The following is a 3,488-nucleotide window of genomic DNA, read 5'->3' as shown; positions in this document are numbered from 1 at the left end:
CTCCTCGATCGGCCACCCCGCCCCCCGCGCCACCTGATGCAACGCGAGATCCGGGTTCACCGCCACCGGGTTACCGACCGCCCGCAGCAACGGCAGATCCGACTGGCTGTCCGCATACGCCCACGACACCCCCAGATCCGCCCCCAACACCCGCGCATGATGATCAATGAACGCCGCCCGCGCATCCCCGACCAGCGGCGAGGACTCCAACCGGCCGGTCAGCAGACCATCCGCACCCACCTCCAGCCGCGCGGCGACCACATCGTCGAACAACGGCGCGAACGGCCGCGTCAACACCTCCACCGCCCCGGTCAGCAGCACCGTACGATGCCCCGCCGCCCGATGCTCACGCACCCGACGGATCCCCCCCGGTTTCACCCGCCGCAGCAGAATGTCCCCGGCGACCTCCACCACCAGCCGTTCCAATTCCGCCGGATCCACCCCCGCGTAGCGCGCGTACACCGACCGCATCAGATGCCCCCGGTCACGACGCTCCGCACGCACATACCGCGGCAACGCCACCGCCAGCGACGCAAGCTCCCGCACCCGCCGCGGCGCCGAGGCGTCCGCCAACCGCATCCACAGATACGACTCGATCACCGTCGCCGACGCCACCGCCCCGTCCAGGTCGAACACCGCCAGCACCCCGTCACCGGCGGCCAGATGCCCCGACAGCCGCCGCGGCGGCGCGGGATCACGCGGCCGTCGCAGCACCGCCGTCACCGCCGGGCAGTGCACGTCCTGCAGATAGTGCCGCCAGTCGAAACACGCCGGATCAAACCCAAACTCCGCCTGATCGGCCGGATCCATCGCCGCGTGCAACGCACCCGTGGCGTCGTCGACATAGACCAGCTCCGCCTTCGTGTACGCCCGGTACACATCCGAGTAGCGGCGCAGAAACCCCACCCGGCTCTCCGCCCGCTCCAGCTCCCCGGCAAACCGGCGCACCCGATCCGAGGGCGGGGCATGCTCCAACGCCCGGCCCGCCAACCCCACCAGCCGCTCCGAGCGACGCAGCTTCGCCTCCACCGCCGCCGCCCCCGCGAACGGCCACTCCGGCACCGCGAACGTCCCCCGACCGCGCCGCGGCAACGGATCGGCCTGGAAATAGTCCCGCACATAGGCGTACAGATCCCGAAACAGCAACGGATTACGAAAACCGGAACACACCGTGTAATAGGCCGGGGTGTCCGCCGGCGGCACCACCGCCGCCGCCGCCAGGATCGCGTTGACAACCAGATCCACCGGGATGATGTCCACCACCGCGTCCGGGGAGGCGGGGAAGTCCGGCAGCTCACCGCGGCCATAGGCCAGGATCAGCGGCTCGGCCATCTTGAACCCCTCGATCCACCCCGGGAACGGCCGGCGCAGCGCACTCTCGATGATCGAGGGACGGACGACCGTCAACGGCAGATCCCCGTGATGATCCTCCAGATACCGCTCACCCAACGCCTTGGTGAACGTGTACGCATCCGTCCACCCCAGCACCTGCGCACGCTCACCCCCGGCCGTCACCATCCGCCGCGCCACCCACGCCCGGCGCAGCCGCTCCGCCTCCGCCGACACCGTCTGCGCCCCGGCGGCGGCGAACCGCCGCGACGCCTGCGCCCGAAACCGGGCCGAACACTCCGGCGCACGCGAGGCGTCCTCGGTCTGCTGGCGCACCCGCGACGCCGCATCCCACTCGACCCGCCAGTCCACGTCATGGGCCAGCGGCCCCTCGGCGATGTGCCCCGAACGCAACCCCGCCACATACGCCGTCGACACATGCACCAGATGAGGCCTGGCCCCCCCGGCCGCAAGCGCCCGCAGCAGCTCCGCCACCCCACCGACGTTCGTGGTGAACGCCTCGTCGACCGGCGGGTCGAACGACACCTCCCCGGCACAGTGGATGACCACGTCGAGGTCGGCGGGCAGATCCGGCATCGACGCCAGATCCCCCTCGATCACCTCCACCCGCTCGGCGAGCAGCGCCGCCACCCCCGCCGCACCCAACGCCTCCCGCAACCCGCGAAACGCCGGCTTCCGCATCATCCGCGCCAGCCGCGCCGCCCCGCTGTGACTGCCCCGCGGCCGCACCAGCGCCACCACCGCCGTGTCGGGGAAGTCCGACAGCAACCGTTCCAGCAGCGCCTCCCCGACGAACCCGGTCACCCCGGTCACCAGGACCCGCCTGCCCGCGAGCCGCTCACGCAGCCCCACCCTGACCTCCGCTGCCGTCACCTGCACCGCCACCTGCTCGTCCGGTGAGCATCCGCTGCACCGCTGCGCCGCCTGGGCCCTGCTCGTCCGGGTGGCCACCCGCCCACCCGAAGCTCACCCGGAGGGCAACAGTAGGCGACGATCCGCCCCCGCGACGTCAACCGGCGCACCGCCTGCGTGTGCCCACGCCGAGGTACGCAGGGAAACCTACCGTCACCAGGGCAGCGCCATGACGGGCAGCCCCACCACCCACACGCCGAGATGACCCTGCGCGTCACTGCGGCAGCCGGACGAACACGCCCGCTCAAGCGGCAACCGGACGAACACGCCGGCTCAGCCGTCCGCGGCCTCAGCCAGCGCCCGCACCAGCCGCGTGCACGAACCGGTCAGCCCCCACCGTTCGGCGAGCGCCCCCACCGCCGCCGGATCGACCGGCGCCGCCGGCAGCAGATCGGCGAAGGCACCCACCGGCACCCACCGGCACGTCCCGCACCACCGCCACCACCCCCACCGCGGCACGCACATAGTCCCGGGCGCCCCGCAACCGACGCCGCGCCCCGGCCGGCAGACCCGCACCGCCGTCGGCGTCAACCGCGGCGAGCGACCCGAACCGGGTCAGCAGCGCCGCGGCGGTCTTCGCCCCGATCCCCGCCACCCCCGGCAACCCGTCACTGGGATCGCCGCGCAGCACCGCGAAATCGGCATAGGCCCGCCCCGGAACGCCGTAGCGTGCCGTCACCGCCGCCCCGTCCACCACCGCGAACTTCTCCACCGCGTACCGCACCCGCACCCCGGCCGCGTCGTCGACGAGCTGGAACAGGTCCCGGTCACCGGTCAGGATGTCCACCTCCCCCCGGTGACGGGTCGCCAGCGTCGCGATCACGTCGTCAGCCTCGAACCCGGCGGCCTCCGCCCGGGCGATCCCGAACGCGTCGAGGACCTCGTCGATGATCGGGAGCTGGGCGAGCAGGTCGCCGTCCACCCGCTCGACCTGCCCTGCCCCCGCCGGCCCCGACGTCGGCGACCCGGTGCGCCTTGTAGGACGCCAGCAACGCCACCCGGAACGCCGGCCGCCAGTCGGCGTCGAAACACGCCACGACCCGCTTCGGGCGCACCTCGCCGATCTGCCGGGCCAGCACGTCGAGCAGTCCCCGCACCGCGTTCACCGGCGTGCCGTCGGGAGCCCGCACCGAACGCGGCACCCCGAAAAACGACCGGAAGTACAGCGACGGGGTGTCGACAAGCATCAGCCGACCGTCCGCCCCCGCCCGCTCACCCACAAACAC

The 3,488-nt window shown here is 72.7% G+C and carries 2 protein-coding genes and 1 pseudogene; all 3 read right to left on the bottom strand.

Annotated elements, in window-relative coordinates; translation table 11 throughout:
- The coding region (locus AC08ON_RS17185) for an HAD-IB family phosphatase (protein ID WP_476617348.1) at nucleotides 1-2,202 on the bottom strand (2,202 nt) is incomplete at its 3' end.
- A gap of 349 nt (nucleotides 2,203-2,551) precedes the next feature.
- Complete coding sequence (locus AC08ON_RS17180) at nucleotides 2,552-3,184, bottom strand: 5'-3' exonuclease (RefSeq protein WP_476617347.1); 633 nt, start codon at nucleotides 3,182-3,184, stop codon at nucleotides 2,552-2,554.
- Nucleotides 3,090-3,488, bottom strand: a pseudogene (locus AC08ON_RS17175) (hypothetical protein); the annotation flags it as partial. The gene AC08ON_RS17180 and the pseudogene AC08ON_RS17175, both read right to left, overlap by 95 nt.

This window comes from Frankia sp. CoWAU3, from assembly GCF_977971855.1.
The sequence above is the reverse complement of the archived record's forward strand: the minus strand, read 5'-3'. Positions and strand labels throughout refer to the sequence as shown.